Here is a 24,603-nt window from a genome sequence, read left to right as displayed (position 1 = left end):
TATCGGCCAAGGGCTACCCTGGCCCCGTCACCGGGGCCGTCCCAAGCCCCTCGTCGTCTTCTGGGGGTTCACCGCCTTCATGCTCAGGTATCTGCCCCTCCTGCTGGTCCTCGCGCTGTGGATCTACGCCTTCATCGACTGCCTGAACACCCCGGAGGACGAGGTGAAGGGGCTGCCGAAGGTGGCGTGGGTGTTCATCATCCTGCTCTTCGGCGAGGTGCTGGTCGGCCCGGTCGCCTGGTTCGTGGCGGGCAAGGTCCGCAAGACCCCGGCGAGCGGCATCACTCCCTTCTCCCCGGGCGGCCGTACGAAATTCGTCGCTCCCGACGACAACCCCGACTTCCTCAAGTCCCTCAAGGACGAGGAGGAGGACAAGAAGCGCGGCGACGACCCGAAGGACGACTGACAAGCTGTACGCTGCGGAGCCCTCCGAAGCGGGCAATGCGCCCCTGGGCCGTAGCGCATGCGGGCCGGACACTTGTCTCGCATGACGACAGCTCCCGCCGACTCTTCCGGCACGATCGCCCCCGAGTACGGCGACAAGGTCATCGCCGTCGAGACGGCGGGCTCGGAACCCATCCCCGACGCCGAACGGCACGGCGGTCCACTGCAGTTGCTGTGGACGTGGGCGTCTCCGAACATCGAGTTCGCGACCGTCTACATCGGCGTGATCTCGGTCCTCTTCTTCGGGCTGACCTTCTGGCAGGCGACCGCGGCGCTGCTGCTGGGCACGGCGCTCGGGGCGCTGACGCACGGGATCCTGTCCCTGGACGGCCCGCGGTTCGGGGTCCCGCAGATGGCGATCGGGCGCTTCTCCTTCGGGTACAAGGGGAATCTGCTGCCCTCCGGGGTGAACGCGCTGGTCGCCGGTGTCGGCTGGTTCGCCGTGAACAGTGTGAGCGCCGCCTTCGCGCTCAACACCCTGACCGGTCTACGTCCGCTCCCCTCCCTCCTGCTGGTGGTGGCCGCCGAGATCGTGATCGGCTTCATCGGCCACAACTTCGTCCACGCCTTCGAGAAGTACGCGTTCCCGGCCCTCGCGGTGATCTTCCTGCTGGCCGGGGTGTGGACGTTCAAGGAGGCGAACCTCGCCGCCCCCGGCGCGGGCGGCGGCATCGGCGGCTTCCTGCTCGCCTTCAGCGCGGCCTGGGGCTACACGGCGGGCTGGAACCCGGGCGCCTCCGACTACTCCCGCTATCTCCCGCGCACGGCGAACCGCTTCCGGACGGCCCTGTACCCGGCCGTCGGCCTCTTCGTCTCCGTCGCGGTGGTGTCGGTGATCGGCGCGGCATCGGCGACGATCGTGGCCCCCGAGGGCGCCAGCCCCACGGCCGCCTTCACGGGCCATCTCCCCGGCTGGCTCAGCAACTTGGTGCTGCTGGCCATCATCCTCGGCGCGGTCTCCGCGAACGCCCTGAACGTCTACTCCTCCGCCATGTCGATCACCTCGCTCGGCCTGAAGCTGCCCGTGTGGCTCGGGCGCAGCGCGATCGTCGTGCTGTGCGGTCTCGCGGGTACGGCGGCGGCGTGGGCGTCGCTGGCGGACGCGGGGCACGCGTACGAGGCGTTCCTGCTGGTGATCGCGTACTGGGTGGGCCCGTGGCTCGGGGTGGTCCTGGTGGAGCGGTGGCTCCGGGCGCGGAGGCCGGTCGAGGAACTGGCGACACGGCTCGGCGACCGGACCTTCGCCAACTGGCCGGGGATCGCCGCCCTGTTGACCGGCATCGTGGTGTCCGTGCCGTTCTTCTCCAACCAGGAGAAGTACGTCGGCTGGGTGCCTGAGCAGTGGCCGTCCTTCGGCGACATCACGTGTCTGGTCGGGTTCGTGGTGAGCGCGGGGCTGTACTGGGCACTGCATCGGAAGGATCAGCCGACGTCCGCTTCGATCTGACCCACGTGCTCCACCTCGATGTACTTCTCCCCGAAGGTCTCCTTCAGGATCGGCTCGGCCTTCGCCGGATCGTCGACGCCGACGTGCACGAACCCCTCCGACTCCACCCCGACTTCACGCAACTGAAAAGTGCCGTCCCAACGGTGCATGTCCTCACTGATCCGCCCGGCGAGAGCGTCGAGCGTCTTGCGGTTGACGTCGGTCTCGTGCAGCCGGATCGTCACGCCCTTCTCGGCGGCCCCGCAGAGGTCGGCGTCGAGCGCGGCGGAAGGGATGCGCCAGACGTTGGCCGTCTGGTGGCGCTGGTCGACGGACAGCCCGGTGAAGACGGCGGCGTGACGACGCTGGGCGAGGTCGATGTAGGCAAGCGTCCGGTACAGCGGGGTGTCGTCGGAGCTGCCCTTGGGTGCACCGGGCAAGCCAGGCAGACTGCCGGCGGGTTGAGCCCCGACACACTCGGTCACCCCACCGGACGGCGACGCGCCCTTGGCCCCGGCGGGATCAGCCTTGAGCCCCCCGTCGGTGTGCCCGGTCTCCAGCGCGTCGATCCACAGACCGGCGGCCAGCGTCACGGCGGCGGTACCGATGGCGGCCGCAATCCACGTGCGGTGTTTCATGTCCCCCTCCGTCCCTCTCAGTTGGTACTGAGACGGACGAACGGGCGGAAGCGTTCGGGCCGATCCGAACGGCTACGGCCAGGACTCTGACCCGCTGCTTCCCGGTCTCAGGCCACCGTCCGCAGCCCACCCCCCACAGCCGCCCCCATCCCCCGCACCACCCGGTGCGCACAGGCCGCCGCGAGCAACTCCCCCAGCAGATCCGGGTCGTCGATCTCCAGGCCCAGCAGGGACTCGATCCGCTCCAGCCGCTGGTACAGCGACTGTCGGCCGATGTGCAGCAACGCCGCCGTCCGGGTCGGTGAGCAGCCGTGCCGCAGATGTACCTCCAGCGTCCGCACCAGGTCGCTCGGGTGGGCCGCCTCCCAGGCGAGCAGGGGGCCGAGTGCGTGCTGGACCATGGCTGCGAGCCGTTCCCGGTTGTCGTCCACGCCTCCCCTCGTCAACTCCCGTTCCAGGGCGAGGGCGCGGGAGGAGGTGACGAGGGGGCCGTCCGGTGCCCCGGGTTCCGGGGGCGGCACCGTCAGCGCGAGTTCCAGTGTCGTACGGGCCGCCCGCAGCGTGTCGCTCCAGCGCAGCCAGCCGCTCCCGGCGGCGACGGAATGGCCGACCGCGTGGCCGACCGCCACCGTCAGGCCGAGGTCGGCCGCGGTACGGAAGGCTTCCTGGACCGCCCGCACCGGGTCCCGCGCGCTGCCCTGGCGGGACTGTGCGGGCAGCGCCAGGAGAGCCAGCACGTCCCCGGGGAAGGCGGCCCGCAGCCCCGCCCCGCCCAGCAGCCGTGCCGCCCGGTCCACCACACCCACCTCGCGCGTGCCGTGCACGGAGACACCGATCAGGCGTGATCCCGGGCCCGGGTGGAATCCCGCCAGGGCGGCTCTCGCCTCCACCTCCGGCTGGTTCAGCGCCGCCCGGTCGGCCAGGTCGGCCAGCAGCGCGGCCGTGTGGTCGTCACCCCACGGTCGTACGAGCGCATGCCGGTCGGACAGACCCCGCGCGACGATCGCCCGGTTCGCGGCCTCCGTGATCCGTACGAAGGGCACGACCCGGTGCAGTGCCAGCAAGGGCAGGCCCACCCGGCCCGCCTCGTCGATCACCTCGGCGGGCATGCTCGGCAGCGAGCGGCCCACCTCCACCGCAAGACCGGTCGCGTCCCGGGCCGCCAGTTCGCGCACATACCGCCGGCGGACCTCCTCGTCCGCGTCCGTGAGTCCGAAGCCGTTGGTCAGCAGCAGCTCGCCGCCGTCGAGGAAGTTGGCGCCCTCGTAGACCTCGCTGGAATGCACCCAGCGCACCGGGCGGTCCAGCGCGCCCGCCCCGGCCAGCAGCTCGGGCTCGGCCGCGCGCACCGGGTCGAGGGCCAGGACTTCACGGAGGGTGAGTGCGGGCACAGGAACCTCCAGGGCGCTGACATTCCGTCCGGCAACGGGCTGCCCGGAGAGTACTTTCCGCACGTTGCCCCGGTGTTTCCGCGCCAGCAGAGTGGACCCATGGATCAGGCACAGGCACGCACCTGGCTCACCACCGCGATCGACGAGGCCCGCACCGGGCTCGCCGAGGGCGGCATCCCGATCGGCGCCGCGCTCTATGGCGCCGACGGCACGCTCCTCGGCCGCGGCCACAACCGGCGGGTCCAGGACGGCGACCCGTCCATGCACGCGGAGACGGCGGCGTTCCGTGCTGCGGGACGGCAGCGGTCGTATCGCGGGACGACGATGGTGACGACGCTCTCGCCGTGCTGGTACTGCTCGGGACTGGTCCGGCAGTTCGGCATCTCGCGGGTGCTGATCGGCGAGGCGGCCACCTTCCACGGCGGCCACGACTGGCTCGCCGAGCACGGTGTCGAGATCGTGCTCCTGGACGACCCCGAGTGCGTCGGAATGATGCGCGACTTCATCAAGAACAATCCGGCCCTGTGGAATGAGGACATCGGTGACTGAGCCCCGCATCCCCACGATCGACCTGAAGCCCTGGTTCGACGGCGACCCGGAGGTCCGGGCGCGGATCGCCCGTACCGTCGACGAGGCGCTGCAGACCGCCGGGTTCCTGCTCGTCACCGGGCACGGCGTGGACCCTTCGCTGCGCTCCCGGATCCGCGAGGCCGCGAAGGCGTTCTTCGCGCTGCCCGTCGAGGTCAAGCAGGCGTACGCCGTGAAGGTCGGCGGGCGTGGCTGGCTCGGGCCGGGGGCGGAGGCCAACGGGTACGCGGAGGGGACCGAGACCCCGCCGGACCTGAAGGAGTCGCTGACCTTCGCGACGCACGAGCCGTTCGAGGACCCGGAGATCAACGCGGAGTGGTACGCGCCGAATGTCTGGCCCGCTCAGGTGCCGGAGCTTCAGCGGCTCTGCGAGGAGTATCTGGCGCGGATGGCCGACCTGGAGAAGACACTCCTCTCCCTCCTCGGTGAGGCCCTCGGGCTCGAACCCGACTTCTTCTCCCGGCACATGGACCATCCGACATACGGCTTCAACATCAACTGGTACCCGGGCACCGAGGTGATCGGCGAGCCCGAGCCGGGCCAGTTCCGCATCGGCCCGCACACCGACTTCGGCACGGTGACGGTCCTCGACCGGCAGGCCGGCAAGGGCGGGCTGCAGGTCTACACGGACGAGGGCGGCTGGGAGGACGCGCCGTACGACCCGGAGGCCTTCACCATCAACATCGGTGATCTGATGGCCCGTTGGACCGGCGACCGCTGGCGCTCCGGCCGCCACCGGGTCCTCCCACCGCCCGCCGACGCACCCAGCGAGGAGCTGATGTCCCTCGTCTACTTCGGCGAGTGCACCCCGGGCACCCTCGTGGAGTCCGTGCCGGCACCGGTGGGGCGGGTGGCGTACGAGCCGGTCGACTCGCATGTGTATCTGCGGGAGAAGCTGGACTCGATCACCGTCGGCTGAGGTTCTCGATCAGCCGCTCGAACCGCGCCCGCCACCGTTCCTCCGACTCCCGCTCGCCCCGGAACTCATGGGTGAAGCGGAGCGCGCTGCCCTCGTCACCGGCGCGCTCGAGATGGAACCTGAGCCGGCCGCCGCCCTCCACCGTGTACTCGGCGATCCGCTCCACGTCCCAGGCGGTGACTCTCCCGGAGCCGACGTCACGCAGGGTGACCGCGCCGCCGAGGCGGGGTTCGAGGACATCGGCCGGGGTGAACCAGGCGGCCAGGCCGTCCGCGGTGGCCAGGGCGGGCCAGACCGTCTCCATGGGCCTCGGGAGCCGCACCAGGAAGTGGAGTATGTGCGTGCTCCCGTGGATCCGGCTGACGCCCTGCTCGATGGAACCGGTCATGACACCAGCGTGACTCCTGGCGAGGCGTTCCGCACGCCTTAAGGGCGCTGACCTGCCTTGTCCACGATGGCCCGGTCAAGGATCGCGCTGATGCCGCGGACCGTGCCGTCCTCGTCGAGTTCCCGCTCGCCGAGGAAGGCGGAGGTCTTCTCGTCGAAGATCATCTGCACCTGCACCCGGCCGCTCTGCCGGGTGATCGCGACCCCTTCACGGCCCATCGCGTCCTTGACGCCCCGGACCACCTCGACGCCCCGAATCCGGGCGGCGGCCCGGTAGAGCGCCGCGCTCACGTCCGGCGGCATCAGCGACTCCTGGACCAGGTCACCGAAGAGGACGAAGGCCTCCTCGTCCTGGTCCGGGTGCTCGTCGTCGACCTTCTTGGCGCTCGTCGCGCACAGCCAGTCGTACATCTCGTCCGGGTCGGTGGGCAGTTCGGCCAGGTCGCGGTAGGTGAAGTCCTGCCAGCCCTCCAGCACCACGTGCTGGTTGTTGTCGATGTCCTCCTCCAGGAGCCCGCTCGTGCTGCCGTTCACCGAGTTCCAGATCTCCCTGGTGTGGACGGGATCGAGCTTTTCGGGGCCGCCGTTCACCTGGTGCATACGGGCGACCCGGCTCTTGATGTAGACGAACTGGTCATCGCGGATCGTGCCGTACGGCACCCCGCTCTCGGCTCCTCGCGCCGCGCCCTCCAGCACGGCCACGGCCTCCTTGGACGCGGCCGGCGCCGACGACGATCCGAAGGGGACGGTGAAGGCGACGGCCGCGACGGCCGCCACGGCACCGGCCCCCAGCGCGGGCAGCAGCCACCTGGCCCGCGTACGGGCTGCCTGGTCCTCGCGCCGGATCTCGGTCATCAGATGCTCCTTGAGGAGTCGGTGACGGGCCGGCGGAAGATCCCTCTCCGGAAGTTCGGAAAGCTGGTTCATCGGTTTCCCTCCCTGATGGGCCCGACCGCGGTGGTGCGGTCACCTGTCATCTGTCCGCGCGAGTAAGGCGGTTCCATATGTTTCGCGAGTTTTGTCCGCGCCCGCGAAAGCCGCGATCGTACGGTCCCGACGGGCACCCCCAGCGCCTCGGCCGCCGCCTCGTAGCCCAGCCCCGACCACACGCACAGCGCCAGCACTTCACGCTCGGCCCGCCGCAGCTTCACCAACGCGGTCCGTACGACGGCCAGTTGTGCCGCGTCGTCCAGCCGGCCCGCGACGTCGTCGGCGAAGTCCCGTACGTCCTCGCCGGGTGGCAGACGGGCGACGGCCGCCGCGTGTCGTCGGGCGGTGCGGCGGGTGTTGCGGGTGACGTTGGTGGCGATGCCGAGCAGCCACGGCCGCAGCGAGCCGCCCTCCTCGTCGAGCCGCTCACGCAGCCGCCAGGCGTCCAGGAAGGTCAGCGAGACGACGTCCTCGGCCGTGCTCCACTCCCCCGTGAGCCGGAAGGCATGGTTGTAGACGGAGCGTGCGTACGCGTCGAAGAGGTCGCCGAAGGCGTGGTGGTCCCCCGCGCGGATGCGTTGGCGCAGATTCGTATCCACACCTCTTTACCTGTCCGCACGGCGAAGGCCGGTTCCGTGACTCACGTCACAGGAACCGGCCTTCGTTGCCAGGGACTTACCCATCGGCGGACTTACACACCGGCGTACGAGTGCTTGCCCGACACGAAGATGTTGACGCCGTAGTAGTTGAACAGCCAGCAGCCGAAGGCGAGCAGGGCCAGGTAGGCGGCCTTGCGGCCCTTCCAGCCGGCGGTGGCGCGGGCGTGCAGATAGCAGGCGTAGGCGACCCAGGTGATGAAGGACCACGTCTCCTTGGGGTCCCAGCCCCAGTAGCGGCCCCACGCGTCGCCCGCCCAGATGGCGCCCGCGATGATCGTGAACGTCCAGAGCGGGAAGACGGCCGCGTTGACGCGGTACGAGAACTTGTCGAGGGAGGCCGAGGCGGGCAGCCGCTCCAGGACGGAGGTCGCGAAGCGGCCGGGCGTGCCGCCGGTGGCGAGCTTGTTCTCGTACGAGTCCTTGAAGAGGTACAGGATCGTGGAGACCGCGCCGACGTAGAAGACCGCGCCGCAGAAGATCGCCGTCGAGACGTGGATGTACAGCCAGTACGAGTGAAGGGCGGGAACCAACTGGTCGCTGGCGGTGTACAAGACAGTGACGGCGAGGCCGAGATCGAGGAGGACCGTGGTGATCAGGAAGAGTCCGAGCCAGCGGATGTTCTTCTTCAGCGCGAGCAGTGCGAGGTACACACCGACGGCGACCGTCGAGAAGGTGATGTTGAACTCGTACATGTTGCCCCACGGCGCCCGCTGCACCGACAGGGCCCGGGCGAGCACACCACCGAACTCGATGAGGAAGGCGAGGACGGTGAGGGAGACGGCGATACGCCCGTAGAGGTCGCCCTTCTCGTCCCCGCCGTGCGCCCCCGGCCCGTCGGGCACATCCCGCGCACCCGCCGCGGCCCGCACGACGACCTTCGGCCGCTCCATTACGGCGGTTCCGCCCGCCGTCTTCACCGTGACGGCCGGCGCTTTCGCCGCGGACTTCTGCGCGGTCAGCGCGGCAGCGGTCCGGCCGACCTTGCTGCGGCTGCCGAGCAGCCATTCGGCGATGTAGGCGAAGAAGGCCAGCGTGTAGACGGCCATCGCCGAGTAGATCAGCGTGTTGCTGAGGCTCGCGAGGTTTTCGTTGGTCGCGGCGGCGAGATCGGTTGCGGCGGCGAGAGTCACTTCTCTGGCCTTTCGGCAGGTACGGCTTGGGTGTCGGGGTTGATGTGCTCGGTGCTCGGCTCCGCAGCGGGGTCGGGGACCGGTGACTTGGCGGCGCGCTGCGCGGTGGCGGAGTCCGGCTTGCCGGGGGCAGGCTCGTCGGTCGTGGGCGGCACGGCGGGGGCGGATACGCCGTCCTGCGCCGTGTCCGTGCCGGTATCCCGGTCGGGCGCCCCGGGTGTCCGGTCGTAAAGAATCCCGGCGAGTTCACCGAGTTCCTCGGGCACCTTCGCGGACTCGCTGCGGCCCAGGCCCGCCATTTCAATGACCGTCACCCCATCGGCGCTGGGCGTAGCCCGTACCCACACCCGGCGGCGCTGGATGAACAGGGAGGCGGCGAGGCCGAAGATCGCGGCGACGGCGCCGCCGAGTGCCCAGCCGCTGGCGGGCTGCTGGGTGACCTGGAAGTTCGCCCACTCCTTGGTGCCCTCGTAGGTGACCGTGCCGGCGCCACCCGGGAGCTTCATGGTCTCACCGGGCTTGAGGTTCTCCCTCAGCTGCTGGCCCTTGGAGTCCTTGAAGTCCTTCATATGCGACTTGTCGAGCTGGTACACGCTCTGCGGGATGCCCGAGTCGACGCCGAGGTCGCCGTGGTAGGGCTCCAGGTTCAGGATCGGGTTCAGCAGCGCCGGGAAGGCGGAGGAGACCTCGTTGCCCTTCACATAGCTCGGCAGGAAGAAGGTCTTGAAGCCGAGCTGTTCGCTGACGCCCTTGGCGTTCTTGTAGCCGTCGTAGACCTTGATCACGCCGGAGGAGGTGGAGTTGGAGTCGAGCGGCAGCATGGGGACTGCGTCGCTGTAGACGACGTTGCCCTTGCTGTCCCGGACGGTGACGAGGGGGGCGTAGCCGTGGGCGGTGAGGTAGACCTTCGAGTCGCCGATCTCCAGGGGCTTGTTGACCTGGACGACGGTCTTCTTGTCCTTGCCGTAGGCGCCCTCGGCGTAGGTGATGTCGGCCTTGTAGGTGCGCGGAGTGCCCTTGTTGGGGCCGGAGGTCTCATACGTGCCGGTGAAGTTGTTCAGGGTGAAGCTGAACGGCGCCAGGTCGTCGGTGTCGAAGAGGGTGCCGGACTTGAAGTCGTCGTACTGGGTGAGGGTGTTGGAGAAGCCGTCACCTTCGACGATCAGCTTGTTGCCCTCCATCTTGAACAACTGGCCCCAGGCGAAGGCGACCAGCATCACGATCAGCGCGATATGGAAGGCGAGGTTGCCGACCTCACGCAGATAGCCCTTCTCGGCGGCGACGGCGTCACCGGAGAGATGGGCGCGGAAGCGCCGCTTCTTCAGCAGGGTGAGCGCGGCCTCGCGGACCTGCTCCGGCTCCGCCTCGGTGCGCCAGGTCGTGTACGCGGGCAGCCGGGTCAGCCGCTTGGGCGCGCCCGGCGGACGGCTGCGCAGCTGGCCGACGAACTGCCAGGTGCGGGGCACGATGCAGCCGATGAGGGAGACGAACAGCAGGATGTAGATCGCGGAGAACCACACCGAGCTGTAGACGTGGAAGAGGCCGAGCTTGTCGTAGATCGGCGCGAGGATGTCGTGCTTGTCGCGGAAGTCGGCGACCTTGGTGGCGTCGGTTCCGGACTGCGGGATCAGCGAGCCGGGGATCGCGCCGAGCGCCAGCAGCAGGAGCAGCAGCAGGGCGACCCGCATGGAGGTGAGCTGACGCCAGAACCAGCGGGCCCAGCCGACGACGCCCATGGAGGGCAGGCCCGGCAGCTCCTCCTTGGGGGCGGTGGAGAGCTGGGAGCCGGCGGCGCCCAGGTCCTTGTCCTCGGCGGTGGCCTCGGGCGCGTCGGAGGCGGTCGTCTTGCTCATCGATCAGATCCCCACAGTGAAGCCGTTGGACCAGTTCTGCATCTCCGACACGATGCTGTCCCAGGCGCCGGTCAGCAGCAGCAGACCGGTCGCGATCATCATGGTGCCGCCGATCCGCATCACCCAGACATAGTGGCGCTTGACCCAGCCGAAGGCACCGAGCGCCTTGCGGAAGGCGATCGCCGCGAGCACGAACGGCGCGCCGAGGCCCAGGCAGTACGCGACGGTCAGTATGGCCCCGCGGCCCGCGCTGCCCTGCTGGGAGGAGAGCGCGATCACCGAGGCGAGGGTGGGGCCGATGCAGGGCGTCCAGCCGATACCGAACAGCGCGCCGAGGAAGGGGGCCCCGACGAGCCCGGTGACCGGTCGCTTGTGGAAGCGGAACTCGCGCTGGGTGAGCCAGGGCATCAGGCCCATGAAGAAGACGCCCATGGCGATCATGAGTACGCCGAGCACCTTGTTCAGCGCACCGTGCTGTTCCTGGAGGTTGGAGCCGAAGTATCCGAACAGCGCGCCGCTGGAGACGAACACGGCGGTGAAGCCCAGCACGAACAGCGAGGCGCCCGCGACCATCCGCCCGCGCCGGGCCTCGGCCAGGTCGGTGCCGGCGACTCCGGTGACGTAGGACAGATAGCCGGGGACGAGCGGCAGGACGCACGGCGAGAAGAAGGAGACGAGGCCGCCGAGCAGCGCGATCGGCAGGGCGACCAGCAGGGCGCCGTTGAGCACGGTGCCGTTGTAGCCGGTGGCGGCCAGCGTGGACACTCCGGTCACGTCACTTCTCCGCGAGGACCGGGGTGAGCATCTTGCGCAGCTTCTCCTCGCTGAGTGCGGCGAGCGAACGCGCCGCGATCTTGCCGTCCCGGTCGAGGACGAGCGTGGAGGGGATCGCCTGCGGGTTGAGCGTGCCCTTCTCGAAGCGGAGCATCAGCTTGCCGGTGGGGTCGAACAGGCTGGGGTAGGTGATGCCCTGCTCCTTCTCGAAGGCGAGGGCGTTTCTCGTCTTGGTGTCACGGGTGTTGATGCCGACGAACTGCACGCCCTGGCCCTTGAGGTCCTTGTAGACCTTCTCGAAGCCCGGCGCCTCGGCGCGGCACGGGGAGCACCAGGAGCCCCAGACGTTCAGCACGACGATCTTGCCCTTGTAGGAGGCGACGTCGAGCTGCTTGCCGTCGATGGTCTTGCCGGACAGGTCGGGCGCGGCGGTCCGCTCGCCCTGCTCGACGGTCGAGATGCCGTCCTCGCCCATGACGAAGTTGGTGTTACCGCCTCCGCCGGAGGTCCCTCCGGAGGTGCAGGCGGACAGCAGCAACGCGGCGGCGACGGCACCGGCGAGGGTCAGGGGGGCGCGGCTGGCGGCACTCATGTGAAAAGTTTCGCATGTCCGTTCCGGGGATCTTGCGCACCCCCCTTCCGGGCGGAAACTCCCATTTCAGAGCTGCTTCCACCCCGCCGCGGGCGCCTGCCCGACGTCAAGGGTGCGCAGCTTCTCGAGCACCGCCGGCTTCTGTACGTCCATCCAGTCCACGAACTGCCGGAAGGAGACCAGGCGGATGTCCTCGCCCTTCTCCTTCTCGCGCGCGATGTGCTTCAACGCGGCTTCCACGGCGTCCATGTAGATGCCGCCGTTCCACTGCTCGAAGTGGTTGCCGATGAAGAAGGGCGCTCGGTTTGTCTCGTATGCCCGCTGGAATCCAGCTATGTACGCCTCCGACGACTGCTTCCGCCAGCCCGGGTAGTTGTAGGACGGCGCCTTGGTCGTGTTGAGCGACTGGTTGGCGAGCATGTTGTAGTCCATGGACAGGACCTCGAACGAACGTCCGGGGAAAGGTATCTGCTGAAGCGGCAGATCCCATATGCCGTTCTTCTTGGTGGGCCAGACCTGACGGCTGCCGGGCGAGGAGGCGTCGTAGCGCCAGCCGAGCTCACGGGCGACGGGCAGCAGATTGTCCTGGCCGAGCAGGCAGGGTGTGCGACCGCCGACGAGTTCCTTCTCGTAGTCGAAGGGCAGGGCGGGCAGGTCGGTCCACCCGGTATTGGTCCGCCACTCCTTCACGAACGCCTTCGCCTGCTGGATCTCGCTCTTCCACTGCTGCGGCGTCCAGTTGCCGACGCTACCGGTGCCGGCGCAGAAGTGGCCGTTGAAGTGGGTGCCTATCTCGTGCCCGTCGAGCCAGGCCTGCCGGACGTTCGTCAGCGTCGCCTTGACGTGCTCGTCGGTGAGGTAGCCGATGTCGGAGGCGCCACGCCGGTTGTTCGGGGGGTCGTAGAGCCGCTTCTTGCTCTCGGGCAGCAGATACAGCCCGGAGAGGAAGAAGGTCATGTGCGCGTCGTGCTGCTTGGCGAGTTCCAGGAAGCGCGGAAAGAGGCCGTTGCCGACCTCGCCCGCCCCGTCCCAGGAGAAGATGACGAACTGCGGCGGCGTCTGCCCGGGCTCCAGCGGCACCGGCTTCGACGGCTGGTGGGGCTGCTTCCCGGTGAACGAGGTCGACCCGTCACCGATCGGGCGGGCGGTGGCCGTCGGCTTGACGGAAGACCCCTTTCCGGAACCCCCGACCCCCGACGACCCCTCTGACGGGGTGAAGGTGCCACAGCCGGCCAGCCCGGCAGCAGCAGCGGCACCGGCCCCAAGCCCGATTGCTCCCCTTCGCGTGAGTGTGCGCATTACATCCCCGATCATCACGTTCTCTGGTGGTCACCCAGTCAGAGGACGCGAAGAACGGGGAGGTTCCGGAAGTTCGCAAGCATTCCGGAACAAATGCAACAACGGCGCAACAAAAGGGCCTTTAAGGGGCACGGGGAACTGCGCGAACAACCCCCACCGGCGAGGCAGCCGAAGAACTACCGCCAAAACCCCCGCACAACCCGCGGAGCGCTACGCTCCGAACGCCTTGTCCTTGCCCTTCACCGGCTTAGCCCCCGCAAGGAGATGCGCCGGCACAAGATCCCGCGCCGGCTCGGAGTACCCCACGGACACGATCCGGTTCCCCTGATACGTGAAGGACGTCAGGGACGCGAGCGTGCACTGCCGCTTGCGCGGGTCGTGCCACAACCGCCGCCGCTCGACATACGACCGCACGATCCAGATCGGCAGCTGATGGCTGACCAGCACCGCCTCATGCCCCCGCGCAGCATCCTTCGCGGCATCCAGCGCCCCCATCATCCGTACGACCTGGTCGACGTAGGGCTCACCCCAGGACGGCTTGAACGGGTTGACGAGGTGCTTCCAGTTCTCGGGCCGCCGCAGCGCCCCGTCGCCCACGCCGAAGGTCTTGCCCTGGAAGACGTTGTCGGCCTCGATGAGCCGCTCGTCGGTGGCGAGATCCAGGCCGTGCGCCTTGGCGATCGGCGTGGCCGTCTCCTGCGCGCGCTCCAGCGGGGAGGAGCAGACGTGCGTGATGTCACGGGGCGCGAGGTGCTCGGCGACCCGGTCGGCCATCCGCCGCCCCAGCTCCGACAGGTGGTACCCGGGCAGCCGCCCGTACAGCACGCCGCCCGGGTTGGCGACCTCGCCGTGCCGCATGACGTGTACGACGGTGATGTCGGGGTTGCTCATGCCTGGGCCTCCGCCGCCGCTCGGGCCGCCGCCGGGAGGGCGTCGGCGATCCGCTGCACGGCACGCTCGTCGTGGGCCGTGGACACGAACCAGGACTCGAAGGACGACGGCGGCAGATAGACGCCGTTCGCCAGCATCGCGTGGAAGAACGCGGTGAAGCGGAAGGACTCCTGCTTTCTGGCGTCCTCGTAGTCACGCACCGCCCGGTCCGTGAAGAAGACGGAGAACATGTTGGAGGCGGTCTGCAGCCGGTGCGCGACGCCCTCCTTGGTGAGCGCCTCGGTGACCAGGGCCTGGATCTGCGCCGAGACGGCGTTGACGGTGTCGTACGCGGCATCGTCGAGGAGACGCAGCTGAGCGAGGCCGGCGGCGGTGGCGACCGGGTTCCCGGAGAGGGTGCCGGCCTGGTAGACCGGCCCGGCGGGCGCGAGGTGCGCCATGACGTCCTCCCGCCCCCCGAAGGCGGCGGCGGGGAAGCCCCCGCCCATGACCTTGCCGAAGGTCATCAGGTCGGGCCGGACGCCGTCGATGCCGTACCAGCCGGCCTTGCTGGTCCGGAAGCCGGTCATGACCTCGTCGGAGATGTAGAGGGCGCCGTTCTCCCGGCAGGCGTCCTTCAGCCCCTGGTTGAACCCGGGCCCCGGAGGCACCACCCCCATGTTGCCGGGCGAGGCCTCGGTGATCACGCAGGCGATCTCGCCGGGGTGCCGGTGGAAGGCCTCCTGTACGGATTCGAGGTCGTTGTACGGCAGCACGATGGTGTCGCCGGCCTGGGCGCCGGTGACGCCGGGGGTGTCGGGCAGGGCGAAGGTGGCCACGCCACTCCCCGCGGCGGCGAGGAGCGAGTCGACGTGACCGTGGTAACACCCGGCGAACTTGATCACCTTGGTGCGCCGGGTGAACCCGCGGGCGAGCCGGATGGCGGACATGGTCGCCTCGGTCCCGCTGGAGACGAGCCGCACCTGCTCCAGCGGCTCGATCCGGGCGACCATCTCCTCGGCGAGCGCGACCTCGCCCTCGCCGGGCGTACCGAAGGACGTACCGCGGGAGACGGCGTCCTGGACGGCGGCGATGACCTCGGGGTGGGAGTGCCCGAGGATCATGGGTCCCCAGGAACAGACCAGGTCGACGTAGTCGCGCCCGTCGGCGTCGGTGAGATAGGGCCCGTGGCCGGAGACCATGAACCGGGGTGTCCCGCCCACCGCCCGGAAGGCGCGCACCGGCGAGTTCACACCGCCGGGCGTGACGGCGGCCGCACGGTCGAACAGAGCCTGCGAGACAGGCGCATCGTATGAATAAGGCAGTTCACTCATGTCCGGCGACTTCTCCGACCTTCTCCGATTTCCTGCGCTTCTCCTGGTGACCTCCTCAGGGTAGGCGGCCAAGGAACCGGACGTGGTCCCCCACCCGTCTCCCCGTCTGCGAAACTGAGACCTGATACACACAGCTCAAACGGGGATCCCGTACGTATGTCATAGGGGAGCCCTCACCGGCCATGCTGTGGCGAGGCTTGTTCAGGGGCTGCGAAGATCCTGCGGACAGGTGTTTCAACGCACGTTTCGGCGGGCGGCCGTGGGGGAGGTCACTGACACGATGATCGGGTTGCGCGGCGGGGGCCACGCGTCCTAGAAAAGCAGTCGGGTGGAGATATGCATCGCGGTGGCGGACTGGGCGAGGGGACTGACGACCTGGGTCCTCGACGTGCCCGAGGGGGCAGGCACCGGCGCGAGGCGGAGGAAGCGGCTGAACCACGTCAGGCACAGGGTGGACAGGATCCCGAGCGGTACGACCAGCGGGTCGAGCGGCTGCGGGCGGGGAGCAGGAATGGTGGTCGGGTGGGGGTGACGTACAAGTACTTCGGCGCACCTGACGGCGCGACCGCGGCCCGTGTCCCGATCTCGATGCGCCCCGAGGAACTCGGCGGCGACGAGCTCGGCATGAACGGCATGTTCACCAAGATCAAGCCCGAGACGATGGCCGCGATGGTACTCACGGGCATCGAGGGCGTTCCCCTGAACAAGGTGCCACCCCTGGAACTGGTCGTCCTCCACCCCGACTACGCCGTCGTCAAACTCCCCATGACCGTCGTGGACCCGCTTCGCGGGATCGGCGAGGAGGCGGTCGGCGCGGCAGCGTTCATCTGGTCGACCGTGCCGGACCGGGGTGGGCCCCGGGATGCGTTCAATGTGTATCAGCTGCTGCATGAGTGGCAGGACTTCTCGCACCGGCTGCACGAGGCTGGGCACCAGCCGTATTGCTTGGTCTGGCCCTGACCTAGGGTTCTTCCACTGATGTGCGCTGCTCGGCGAGGGTGTGCGCGACGAGGGCATTGGCGTGACCGTGGCCCAGCCCGTGCTCGGCCTTGAGCCAGTTCACGAGCTCCATGTGCTTGGTCAGGGGCGAGGAGCGGATCAGGTCCTTCCACTCCGCGATCGGGCGACCGTACTTCTTCTCGATGGAAGGGAAGTAGCTGGCAGGGCCCTTCTCGGTGGCGGTCATGTCAGCCATCCTGTCTGTCCGTTGGGGCTTCGGTGTCGTCGCTGGTAGGACCGAGGGGTACGAACGGAGTCATCGGTCGGTGAAGGTGTGCTGCGTCACACCTCCTCCTGTTCGCCGATGTGCGGGGGCAGGTCGAAAAGCGGGAACAGCCGCTCGGTGTCCCGGAAGACATGGATGTCGGTGATCCGGTCCCCGGAGATGTCGACGACCTGGAGGGCCCAGGGCTCGAATCCCGCTCCGGTGACGCTGGGCCGGTACTGGCCGAAGGCCGGCGAGCCGTTCGCCACGGTGGGGAGCAGCCGGGATCCCCGGCAGCCGACGGCGGGTCCGGTCAGCCATGCCTGGATGTCGGAGACGCCTCGCATCCACAGGGCGTATGGCGGCAGGGACATGGTGGCGTCCACATGCAGCAGCATGCTCAGCTCCTCCATGTCGAAGCTGGAGAAGGCCGCGGCATAGCGCTTCGCCAGTGCCCGCTGAACGGCGTCGGGCGACCGCACCGCCGTGTCGCCGGTCGCTTCGCGGCGGGCGGCCAGTGTGGCGCGGGCGCGCTGGAGCGCGCTGTTGACCGAGGCGACGGTACAGCCGTGCAGGTCTGCGACTTCGCGTGCCGAGAAGTCCAGGACTTCCCGGAGGAGGAGGGTCGCGCGCTGCTTGGACGGCAGGTGCTGCAGTGCGGCGATGAATGCCAGGCGTACGGATTCGCCTGCTTCGGCTGCCTCTGCGGGGTTGGCCGGCGTGTGGGTCAACCCCGCCGGGCACGGTTCTATCCACAGGCTGACGTCCAGTGGAGGGCCTGGTGAGGTGGCACCGCTGGTCGGGGCCGAGAGGTCCATCGGGCGAGCCCGGCGCTTGGCGGCGGCGAGTGTGTCGAGGCAGACGTTGGTGGCGATGCGGTAGATCCACGACCGTAGTGACGACCGTTCCTCGAACCGGTCGAGGCCGCGCCACGCTCGGACCATGGTCTCCTGCACGGCATCTTCCGCATCGAAGACCGAACCCAGCATTCGGTAGCAGTAGCCGATCAGCTCGGTCCGGTGCGCCTCCAGCCGGAGCGCCACAGATTCGTGACCGAGTCCGACAGCGCCGACTTCCAGATCATCCATCCCCGCCCCCTGGTGCGCACGGCACGCGCAGTATGCGCCCTGCGGCACCGGCACCTGCCGTGACCGCGGAGCGGCGCATCCTGCCCGGGCAGGATAACCCTGACCGGGGTCCCCTGATCAGGCCTCCCCATGCACCGGAATCCGCAGAGTCACCGCGTAGCCGCCGCCCGGCGCAGGGCCCGATTCGAAGGTGCCGCCCAGGAGTTCGGCGCGTTCTCTGAGGCCGATGATGCCCTGGTGGGAGCCGGGGAGGGGTAGGGAGGGGCGGGTGGGGGGTGTGTTGGTGACGGTGACGCCGAAGGTGTCGGGGGCCTGCCAGAGGTGGACCTTGGCCGTCGCGCCGGGGGCGTGTTTGCGGACGTTGGTGAGGGCTTCCTGGACGGTGCGGTAGATGGCGCGCTGGGCGGGGGTGCTGATGTCCGGGGGGAGTTCGCCGGTGAGGTCGGTGTCGATGCCGCTGGTCGTGACAAGCGTGTGGAGGTCGGCGAGGGTCGGCTGCGGGGTCAGCTCGGTGGTCCGGCCGCCGGAGGCGCGGAGCAGGGTGACCATGTGGCGCAGTTCGTCGAGGGTGTCGACGCTGAGGGAGCGGATGGTCCGGGCGCCCTCCTTGAAGGAGGGGTCGGCCGCGGCTACTTGGAGCGCGCCGGCCTGTACGGCGATCAGGCTGACCTGGTGGGAGACGACGTCGTGCATCTCGCGGGCGAGCTGGGCGCGTTCGCGCGCCAGGACGGCCTGGGAGTGCAGCAGGCGTTCGTGCTCGCGGGCCTCCTCGATCTCGACGAGGCGGCGGGCCAGGTCCCGGCGGGCCTGGACGAGTTGGCCCAGCAGGACGGGGGCCGCGGCGGTGGCGAGCGTGTAGAAGAAGTACACGACCGTCCAGGTGCGGTCGTGTGAGGCGAGGTCGCTCAGCGGCCAGGGCGCGGCGGAGGCGAGGGCGAACAGTACGGCGCACAGGGCGAGGAGACGCCGGTTGCGGGAGCGCTCGGCCAGCGTGAACAGCGCGGCGAACGAGGCGAAGACGATGTCCAGCATCAGGCTGGCGGGCAGGGTGAGCAGGAACACCGGGAGCGGGAAGCGGCGTCGTACGGCGAGCGCGGCGCAGGCGAGCGCGGCCATGGACTGCTCCACGGCGCCCGCGTCCTCCAGGCTGATCAGAATGTCCGCGAGGGTGACGACGACCACCACGGCGTCGATGACCGGCTCGGGGATCCGCGCCCACCATGCCCCGGACACCCTGGACGCCCTGGACGCCCCGGACGCCCTGGACACGGTCATCGCCCGGACTCCCGGCGCCGCCACCCCTCGTGCTCCCCGCCCCGCCGCCCCTCGTCGTGCTCCCCGCGCCGCCGCCCCTCGTCAAGCAGCCCCGCCCGCTGGGCGAGCAGCCCCGCCCGCTGGGCGAGCAGCGCCGCCTGGACCCGGCTGCCGACCCGCAGCTTGGTGAAGATCGCGCTGACGTGGTCCTTGACGGTGCCCGCGCTGAGGTGGATCCGGCCGCCGATGTCGGCGTTGGACAGCCCTTCCGCGATCAGCACGAGCACCTCGCGCTCCCGGTCGGTGAGTCGCCCGACGCGGGTGACCTCCTCGTCGTCGACGGTCCCGGCGCCGGGGTGACTCTGCCAGACGGCACGCGACGCCTTCGGCGACATCACCACCCCGCCCGCCGCCAACGTCCGTACCAGCTGGGCGAGTTGATCGGGCTCGGTGTCCTTGAGCAGGAATCCGGCGGCCCCGGACCGCAGCGCGGTCACGATGTACTCGTCGGCGTCGAACGTCGTCAGCATCGCCACCACCGGCGGCGACGGCAGCGCGCGCAGCTGCCGCAGCACGGTCAGCCCGTCGACGTCCGGCATCCGGATGTCCAGCAGCACGACGTCGGGACCTTCCCGCCGTACGGCAGCGACGGCCTCCGCACCCACCGTCGTCGCGACGACCTCGATGTCGTCGGCCGCGCCCAGGATGAGCTGGAAGCCGGATCGCACCAGGGCCTCGTCGTCGACCACCACTACCCGGATCACGTGCGCCCCGCCTCATCTTTATGGTGCGTACGCCGTCGGCCGCACGCCGGTGCCGATTGTCACCGCACCGACCGTAGAACGGAAAACGCCTGGTACGGCGGCTCGGCCGCACACTCCCGCCACCCGGGGGAGGGCTTCCGGCCGCCCGGGGGAGAGACAGCGCCCGGGTGGCGGGGCAGGACCGGACACCCGCCGGATACGGCGGGCCCGCGCTCCTCACCAGCCTGGAACGCATGACCCGGAACGCAGCCGACACGGTACTCGGCTAGGAATCCGGCGAGGTCAGACAGTACGTGAGGTCGCGGAACGTGCCGGGACCCGCGTCGAAGTCAGGTGCGTCGCTGTAGAAGAGGGCGGCCGCGTTCGGATCGCCGTACGGGGTGATCTGACGGCAGGTGTCACGGCCGTCGCCCTTGACGATCCGTTCGAGGCGCAGCACGGCTTTCGGGTCGGTGCACGCCACCCGCGGTCCGATGGGCGTACGGACATCGAAGCCGCTGTAGCAGTCGCCCTCCTTGCCGTAGATCATCAGGCACAGGCTGGGTTTGTCGTTGCGGAAGTCGAAGCCGGTGTAGTCGTCCTTGATGCACAGGTCCGACTTGCCGTTCGGCACCAGCCGGGTCACCCGGGCTACCGCGTTGCGGTGGGCGCAGTCGACGACCCAGACCTCGCCGCCGCGACCGGGACCGTCGGCCCCGACGCAGTCGCCCTCGCGTGCGGAGGTGGTCGGGCGGATGTCTGCCTGCGAGCCGGCCGGGGACGAGGAGCGAGCCGACGGGGTGGAGGTGGCGGGCGTACTCGTGGCGCCGGAGGAGGGTGTGCGGCTCGCCCCGTCCGGGGCCGTCTCGGTGCCGCACGCGGTCAGCACGGTGGCGGCGAGAATGCCGCCGGCGAACAAGAGGCTACGGGAGCTGCTCACCCCCGTTGTCTACCTCGAAGGGTCCGGGACCCCTCCCGAGCCGAGCGTCGAGCGCCGAAGAGCAGCGTCAGCACCGGACACGCGGATCGTCAGCGATGCCCCACCAGCGCCCCGTGCGCCGCCACCGCCGACTCCTCCGGCCCCTCCCGCCCGGCCACGCACACCTCGACGTACCGCGTGCCGCTGGCCTCATGGCGTCCACGCACCGTCGGCACGCCCTCTTCGGCGCACGGCACGATCGCCACGATGCCGTTGCGGGCCAGTACCTCGGCCATCAGGCCGATGCGTTCGGGGTCCGTGTCATGGGCGTTGAGGCGGTCGAGGACCTCGACCCGGCGCTGTTCGGCCAGCAGGCGTTCGGCGAGGGCGTAGGCGGCGGCGCGCCGGTCGGCGGCCGTCGGCCCGGTGACCCACACCGTCGCTCCCGGGCAGGTACATCGGCATTTCACGTCGGACATGTCGCTCAACACGGAACCTCACCCTCCTGTTGAAGTGCTTGACCATACTGTGGCCGACACCTGGTTTCACCATGGGGAGCGGATGAGATTCTCCTGAGACGTCCATCCCGGTCACGCGTCCCACTCGGCATCCCGCGCCACCCGCTCCAGTCGGCTCCGATGCTCCTCCCACCACGCCGAATCACCCGGCGGCATGCCGTCGTTGCCCTTGTTCATCCCGACGGCGCCGTCCGTGAGTTCCCGGATGATGTCGGCGTGCCCGGCATGCCGGTGGGTGTCGGCGATCACGCGCACCACGGCATGGTGCAGCGTCACCTCGTCCCTGCCGCTGGGCCACCACGGCACCCTGCCGACCGTGTCCAGCGGCAGCGCGTCGATCGTCGCGTCCGCGTGCGCCCACGCCCGGCGATACAGACCCACGATCTGCCCGCGTGACTCGTCGGCGGTGGCCCACATGTCCGCGTTCGCCTCGGCGCCCTCCTCGACCCACGGCAGCGCCTCACCGGAGGGCCGTCCGAACGTGTCGCCGAGATAACCGAGTTCCACCGTGGCCACGTGCTTCACCAGGCCCAGGAGGTTCGTGCCGGTCGGTGTGTGCGGGCGGCGGATGTCGTACTCCGAGAGCCCTTCGAGCTTCCACAGCAGGGCATCACGGGCGGACTGCAGATAGAAGTGAAGGTCGGCTCTGGCGTCGGATGCGGTCATGGGGCCAGTCTGCTGCCCGCACGATCTCTGTCCACCAGCTTTCCGTACGACCCGAAACCGAGACCTACGACCGTACGGCCGCCGGACGGTACCGGCGGCCGTACGCGCCCTCACGACCTCACATGTCCGCGGCGTCCACCACCGCACCCAGGTCGACGAACTTGAAGCCCGTGGCCGTACGGTCCTGCTCGCCCGGGGTCTCCTCGCCGTCCTGGACGACGAGCAGGCCGCGCGGATAGCGGCTGCCCAGCGGGGCGTTGAGGATGGCGGCGCCGTCGCACTCCTCCACGCTGTCCAGCGTCGAGGACGCGGCGCCGACCTGGAACCCGCCCTCGTACTCGTTGGCGTCGCCGACCTCACGGTCGTACAGGGCGAAGGTGTTGTCGCCCTGGCTGGAGGCGAGGAGGTAGCCGTCGCCGTCCCGCTCCTCGAAGAGCGTCAGGCCCTCGACGTCGGCCGACAGGTGCTCGCCGCCGAAGCCGGGGTCGGCGCCCGGTGTGCACTCCTCGGTCTCCTCGTCGTAGGTGCCCGGGACGCCGTACTCCTTGACCTTGTCGATCAGGACCGGCGTGCCGGTGAGGTCGGCGCGCAGCCGCCAGATGCCGATGTCCTCCTGGCCGGCGTACAGCGTGCCGGTGGCCGGGTCGACGACCATGCCCTCGACCTGCGGGAGTTCGCCGGGCTCCAGGCAGGGGGTCCAGCTGGTGCCGTTCGGCAGGCGGAAGGAGGAGGGGAGGTCGAGGGTGCGGACCTTGCGGTAGCCGACCTTGCCGTTCGCGGCCGGTACGAGTTCGAGGAGGGCGAGGCGAGTGCGCTCACGCTGGCTGACCAGGGCGTACGTACGACCGCTGGCCTTGTCCTTCCAGGTGCCCAGCCCGTACGCGGTGCGCTGGTCGTTGATCTCGCTCTGGTCGGCGGAGAACACCGGGGTGGCGGCCGGGTCGGTGATGTCGGTCAGCGGGGCGCCGGGGCGGGAGGCGTCGATGCGGTAGATCCGCAGCCGGTCGTTGCCGCGGTCGCTGACCACCGCCACATCGGCCCGGCCGGACGAGGTGCGCAGACCGGTGACGAGGTCGACGTTGTTGTACCGGCCGGGCGCGTCGTCCGCCGACGGCGGCTTCGGCGCGGCGATCGACTGCACCAGGCGCGCGTCCAGGTCGTAGACCCGCAGCCCGCCCTCCTTGGCGGTCGCCATGACGAGACTGCGCCCGGGGTCGGCGGCGTTCCGCCAGATCGCCGGGTCGTCCGCGTCGGCGTTCTGGCCGGCCTCGTCGTCGAAGAGCGGCGCGGACTCGCTGCGCGCGGTCACCACCGGCAACTCGGCGTCCGCCCCCGCGGGGGACGCGGCGAGGAGGGTGGCCAGCGCGGAACCGGCAGCGAGGGCAGCGGCTCTGCGTGCGGCGCGGTGCGTCGTTCTCACGGGCGCTTCCTTACGTCAGGGGTGTCAAGGACATGCCGATGGTGGGCGGGGAAGTTGGCGCCCAGGGGGACGTCGGCTGTCCGGAAGACGTCACGAGTGATCCACGGAGAGGGCGAACCGGTGTCGAGACACCCCAGGGACACCCCAGGGACACCCCACCCTCCCGCCCGGACGATGCCCGTCCCGTCACTTCACCCCGACCGTCCGCAACACCGTCACCGCCAACGTCCGCGCCACCTCCACCACTTCGCGCACGGACACATGCTCCGCCGCACTGTGCGCCACCGCTATGTCCCCCGGCCCGTACTGCAAGGCCGGCACCCCGGCGCCGGCGTACAGCCGAAGATCGCTGCCGTACGGCGCCCCGCGCTCCCGCAGCCCCGAACCACCGCCGACCGAGTCGGCGTAGGCGGCCCGGATCACCTCGGGAAGGGGATGCCCCGGCGCCATCCGCCCGCTCGCGAACTGCCCGCCCGGCCACGTCACCGTCGCCGGATGCTCCCGCAGCCACGGATCGGCGGCACACACCTCGGCGACGCGGCGTTCCAGGGACGCCCTCGCGTCGGCGGTGTCCTCACCCAGCCGCACCCCCAACCGCCCCTCGGCGACGAGCAGATCGGGCACGCTGCTCGCCCAGTCGCCGGCGTGGAGGGTGCCGACGGAGAGGGCGTACGGGATGGGGTACTCGGCCATGAGCGGGTCGGGGCCGGTGTTGCGGGCGGCCTCCAGGTCGGCCAGCGCCCCGTGCAATGTCACATATCTGTCGATCGCGCTGACGCCCCGCTCCCGCGAACTCGCATGCGCCGCCTTGCCGGGCACCGCGATCCGGAACGTCAGCGCACCCGCGTTCGCGGTGACCAGGGTCCCGGCGGTCGGCTCACCGATGACGCAGACGTCCCCGCGATACCCCCGCTGCAACGTCCCGAACGCCCCGAGCCCACCGTCCTCCTCCCCCACCACGAAGTGCGCGGCGACCTCCCCGCGCAACCGCACCCCGCTGGCCCGTATCGCCCCCAGCACCGCAAGATGCGCCGCCAGCCCGGCCTTCATGTCACAGGCCCCGCGCCCGTGCACGAGATCACCGGTGACCCGCGGCACGAAGGGATCCCCTTCCCACGCGGCCGGATCCCCCGCCGGCACGACATCAACATGCCCCTGCAGCACGAAGACCGGCCCATCACCCCCGTCCGCCGTCCGCCCGACCAGCCCCCAAGCCTCCTCCCGCGGCGCCTCCGAGCCCGGGAATTCGGGATGCGCACGGAGCGCGGCCAGATCCATGGGCCACAGATCGACATCCATCCCGAGCCGCCCCAGCCGCCCAGCAAGCTGATGCTGAAGCTCCGCCTCAGCCGCACTCCCGGTCACACTCGGAACAGCGATCAACTCAAGCAACGTCCGTGCAACGGCAGCCTCATCGATCTCCGAGAGCACCAGAGCTTCTTCGTGACTCAACACGCGGCGGATCCTTTCCACGAAGGGAGGGACAGCGCCCCGCCAGGGGCGCGGGGCTGTGTTCAATATGCGGCTCCGCCGCGTGGGCGCGATCAACCACATCAA

At 69.8% G+C, this 24,603-nt stretch carries 26 protein-coding genes; 5 read left to right on the top strand and 21 right to left on the bottom strand.

The genetic code is table 11. The annotated features are described in order from the left end of the window. Positions 1-79: 79 nt before the first annotated feature. Together ACTWQO_RS24025 and ACTWQO_RS24020 are read left to right on the top strand one after the other, a co-directional pair. On the top strand, positions 80-406 hold the full coding sequence (locus tag ACTWQO_RS24025; protein ID WP_443239479.1) for a PLD nuclease N-terminal domain-containing protein: 327 nt from the start codon (positions 80-82) through the stop codon (positions 404-406). A gap of 81 nt (positions 407-487) precedes the next feature. Further along, entirely contained in the window at positions 488-1,891 is a 1,404-nt protein-coding gene (locus tag ACTWQO_RS24020; protein ID WP_443239413.1) for a purine-cytosine permease family protein, read from the top strand. On the opposite strand, the gene ACTWQO_RS24015 is transcribed toward ACTWQO_RS24020, so the two are convergent. Continuing rightward, on the bottom strand, positions 1,867-2,508 hold the full coding sequence (locus tag ACTWQO_RS24015; protein WP_443239412.1) for a hypothetical protein: 642 nt from the start codon (positions 2,506-2,508) through the stop codon (positions 1,867-1,869). The genes ACTWQO_RS24020 and ACTWQO_RS24015 overlap by 25 nt on opposite strands. Positions 2,509-2,615: 107 nt before the next feature. Further along, the gene (locus tag ACTWQO_RS24010; RefSeq protein WP_443239411.1) at positions 2,616-3,899 is read right to left on the bottom strand and encodes a PucR family transcriptional regulator; all 1,284 of its coding nucleotides are present in this window, start codon (positions 3,897-3,899) and stop codon (positions 2,616-2,618) included. A 99-nt stretch (positions 3,900-3,998) separates the two neighbouring features. Between ACTWQO_RS24010 and ACTWQO_RS24005 the strand changes: the two genes are divergently transcribed. Next, entirely contained in the window at positions 3,999-4,448 is a 450-nt protein-coding gene (locus ACTWQO_RS24005) for a nucleoside deaminase (protein ID WP_443239410.1), read from the top strand. Then, a complete protein-coding gene (locus ACTWQO_RS24000; protein WP_443239409.1) occupies positions 4,429-5,406 on the top strand; it encodes an isopenicillin N synthase family dioxygenase in 978 nt (325 codons plus the stop codon). Before ACTWQO_RS24005 ends, ACTWQO_RS24000 begins: the two co-directional genes overlap by 20 nt. Here the strand turns inward: ACTWQO_RS24000 and ACTWQO_RS23995 are convergent. From ACTWQO_RS23995 to hemL, 10 genes are all read right to left on the bottom strand, one after another. Continuing rightward, the gene (locus ACTWQO_RS23995; protein ID WP_443239408.1) at positions 5,393-5,794 is read right to left on the bottom strand and encodes an SRPBCC domain-containing protein; all 402 of its coding nucleotides are present in this window, start codon (positions 5,792-5,794) and stop codon (positions 5,393-5,395) included. The two genes, ACTWQO_RS24000 and ACTWQO_RS23995, sit on opposite strands and share 14 nt — an antisense overlap. Positions 5,795-5,832: 38 nt before the next feature. Next, positions 5,833-6,720, bottom strand: a complete 888-nt coding sequence (locus ACTWQO_RS23990) for a CU044_5270 family protein (protein WP_443239407.1) — start codon at positions 6,718-6,720, stop codon at positions 5,833-5,835. Then, a complete protein-coding gene (locus ACTWQO_RS23985) occupies positions 6,717-7,322 on the bottom strand; it encodes an RNA polymerase sigma factor (RefSeq protein ID WP_443239406.1) in 606 nt (201 codons plus the stop codon). The genes ACTWQO_RS23990 and ACTWQO_RS23985 overlap by 4 nt, the downstream gene beginning before the upstream one ends. A 92-nt stretch (positions 7,323-7,414) precedes the next feature. After that, entirely contained in the window at positions 7,415-8,512 is a 1,098-nt protein-coding gene (gene ccsB / locus ACTWQO_RS23980; protein WP_443239405.1) for a c-type cytochrome biogenesis protein CcsB, read from the bottom strand. Further along, positions 8,509-10,365 (bottom strand): cytochrome c biogenesis protein ResB, encoded by a 1,857-nt coding sequence (gene resB, locus ACTWQO_RS23975; RefSeq protein ID WP_443239404.1) that lies wholly within the window; start codon positions 10,363-10,365, stop codon positions 8,509-8,511. Before resB ends, ccsB begins: the two co-directional genes overlap by 4 nt. Positions 10,366-10,368: 3 nt before the next feature. Beyond that, a complete protein-coding gene (locus ACTWQO_RS23970; RefSeq protein WP_443239403.1) occupies positions 10,369-11,139 on the bottom strand; it encodes a cytochrome c biogenesis CcdA family protein in 771 nt (256 codons plus the stop codon). A 1-nt stretch (position 11,140) separates the two neighbouring features. Further along, positions 11,141-11,731, bottom strand: coding sequence for a TlpA family protein disulfide reductase (locus tag ACTWQO_RS23965; RefSeq protein WP_443239402.1), 591 nt, complete (start codon positions 11,729-11,731; stop codon positions 11,141-11,143). A gap of 66 nt (positions 11,732-11,797) precedes the next feature. Further along, positions 11,798-13,030, bottom strand: a complete 1,233-nt coding sequence (locus tag ACTWQO_RS23960) for a hypothetical protein (protein ID WP_443239401.1) — start codon at positions 13,028-13,030, stop codon at positions 11,798-11,800. 210 nt (positions 13,031-13,240) lie between these two features. Further along, positions 13,241-13,921, bottom strand: a complete 681-nt coding sequence (locus ACTWQO_RS23955) for a histidine phosphatase family protein (protein WP_443239400.1) — start codon at positions 13,919-13,921, stop codon at positions 13,241-13,243. Further along, positions 13,918-15,234: a glutamate-1-semialdehyde 2,1-aminomutase gene (hemL, locus tag ACTWQO_RS23950; RefSeq protein WP_443239399.1), complete on the bottom strand. Its 1,317-nt coding sequence runs from the start codon at positions 15,232-15,234 to the stop codon at positions 13,918-13,920. The genes ACTWQO_RS23955 and hemL overlap by 4 nt, the downstream gene beginning before the upstream one ends. Before the next feature lie 522 nt (positions 15,235-15,756). On the opposite strand from hemL, the gene ACTWQO_RS23945 reads away from it, so the two are divergent. Further along, complete coding sequence (locus ACTWQO_RS23945) at positions 15,757-16,194, top strand: hypothetical protein (RefSeq protein ID WP_019061278.1); 438 nt, start codon at positions 15,757-15,759, stop codon at positions 16,192-16,194. A gap of 1 nt (position 16,195) precedes the next feature. Here ACTWQO_RS23945 and ACTWQO_RS23940 read toward each other — a convergent pair whose 3' ends face one another. The 9 genes from ACTWQO_RS23940 to ACTWQO_RS23900 all read right to left on the bottom strand — a co-directional run bounded on the left by ACTWQO_RS23940 (position 16,196) and on the right by ACTWQO_RS23900 (position 24,501). Continuing rightward, positions 16,196-16,420, bottom strand: a complete 225-nt coding sequence (locus ACTWQO_RS23940; RefSeq protein WP_443239398.1) for a DUF4287 domain-containing protein — start codon at positions 16,418-16,420, stop codon at positions 16,196-16,198. A gap of 95 nt (positions 16,421-16,515) precedes the next feature. After that, complete coding sequence (locus ACTWQO_RS23935; protein WP_443239397.1) at positions 16,516-17,526, bottom strand: sigma-70 family RNA polymerase sigma factor; 1,011 nt, start codon at positions 17,524-17,526, stop codon at positions 16,516-16,518. A 117-nt stretch (positions 17,527-17,643) separates the two neighbouring features. After that, positions 17,644-18,801, bottom strand: a complete 1,158-nt coding sequence (locus ACTWQO_RS23930) for a sensor histidine kinase (RefSeq protein ID WP_443239396.1) — start codon at positions 18,799-18,801, stop codon at positions 17,644-17,646. Further along, the gene (locus ACTWQO_RS23925) at positions 18,798-19,544 is read right to left on the bottom strand and encodes a response regulator (RefSeq protein ID WP_443239395.1); all 747 of its coding nucleotides are present in this window, start codon (positions 19,542-19,544) and stop codon (positions 18,798-18,800) included. Before ACTWQO_RS23925 ends, ACTWQO_RS23930 begins: the two co-directional genes overlap by 4 nt. Positions 19,545-19,809: 265 nt before the next feature. Beyond that, entirely contained in the window at positions 19,810-20,463 is a 654-nt protein-coding gene (locus ACTWQO_RS23920; RefSeq protein ID WP_443239394.1) for a hypothetical protein, read from the bottom strand. Positions 20,464-20,552: 89 nt separating this feature from the next. After that, entirely contained in the window at positions 20,553-20,879 is a 327-nt protein-coding gene (locus ACTWQO_RS23915; protein ID WP_443239393.1) for a hypothetical protein, read from the bottom strand. A gap of 153 nt (positions 20,880-21,032) precedes the next feature. Next, positions 21,033-21,626 (bottom strand): DinB family protein, encoded by a 594-nt coding sequence (locus tag ACTWQO_RS23910; RefSeq protein WP_443239392.1) that lies wholly within the window; start codon positions 21,624-21,626, stop codon positions 21,033-21,035. Positions 21,627-21,744: 118 nt separating this feature from the next. After that, a complete protein-coding gene (locus tag ACTWQO_RS23905; RefSeq protein WP_443239391.1) occupies positions 21,745-23,046 on the bottom strand; it encodes a phytase in 1,302 nt (433 codons plus the stop codon). A 186-nt stretch (positions 23,047-23,232) separates the two neighbouring features. Continuing rightward, positions 23,233-24,501, bottom strand: a complete 1,269-nt coding sequence (locus tag ACTWQO_RS23900; RefSeq protein WP_443239390.1) for an ArgE/DapE family deacylase — start codon at positions 24,499-24,501, stop codon at positions 23,233-23,235. Positions 24,502-24,603: the final 102 nt, after the last annotated feature.

It is taken from the genome of Streptomyces sp. 4N124 (genome assembly GCF_052245395.1).
Classification (GTDB): Bacteria; Actinomycetota; Actinomycetes; order Streptomycetales; family Streptomycetaceae; genus Streptomyces.
The sequence above is the reverse complement of the archived record's forward strand: the minus strand, read 5'-3'. Positions and strand labels throughout refer to the sequence as shown.